1 pseudogene is annotated in these 713 nt (G+C 46.1%); it reads left to right on the forward strand.

Annotated features, from left to right (window positions below):
* Positions 1 to 180: 180 nt before the first annotated feature.
* Positions 181 to 713: pseudogene (locus CIK04_RS28950) on the forward strand (alanine:cation symporter family protein); the annotation flags it as partial.

A 713-nucleotide genomic window follows, 5' to 3' on the forward strand; every position in this document is an offset into this window, starting at 1 on the left:
CGACGAACATCACGTAGTGACGGGTAGATCATAAAACTATCAATACGTGTTGCAAAATTGTTATCACTCAGAATAATGCACAATGTTACAAAAAAGTAACAACACAACATCAGATAATAATTATTCGTTTCTATTAAAGAACAGACAGGATACACAATGGTAAAAATGTAATGCTGGCCAATGTTAGGCAGTACTGTGGCGTTCAACGCTTCAGCAGCCGGCTTGGATGAAAAATCAACGAGGTCGTGGCACCTATCGTCAACCCCTTTGTTGGAATGATCTTCTCGACCATTCCATTCCCTTTTTCTGACGTACAGGTTCCTTGGATTGTATTGTGGCTCGTCGTTGCTGCGACGTTTTTCACTTTTTATCTCGGCTTCATTAACGTACGCGGTTTTAAACACGCGATTGATCTGGTTTCAGGCAAATACTCTGATCCTAAAGCCAAAGACCAAGGTTGAAGTTTCTCACTTTCAAGCCTTGACCACTGCCCTTTCCGGTACGGTTGGCCTTGGTAACATTGCCGGTGTTGCCGTCGCGGTCTCTATCGGGGGTGCTGGTGCCACATTCTGGATGATACTGGCAGGCCTACTGGGCATGTCCAGTAAGTTTGTTGAATGTGCACTGGGCGTGAAATACCGCAATACCAACCCAGACGGTTCAGTGTCGGGTGGTCCTATGTACTACCTCAGCAAAGGTCTCGCCGATCGCGG

This window comes from Vibrio sp. 03_296, assembly GCF_002265885.1.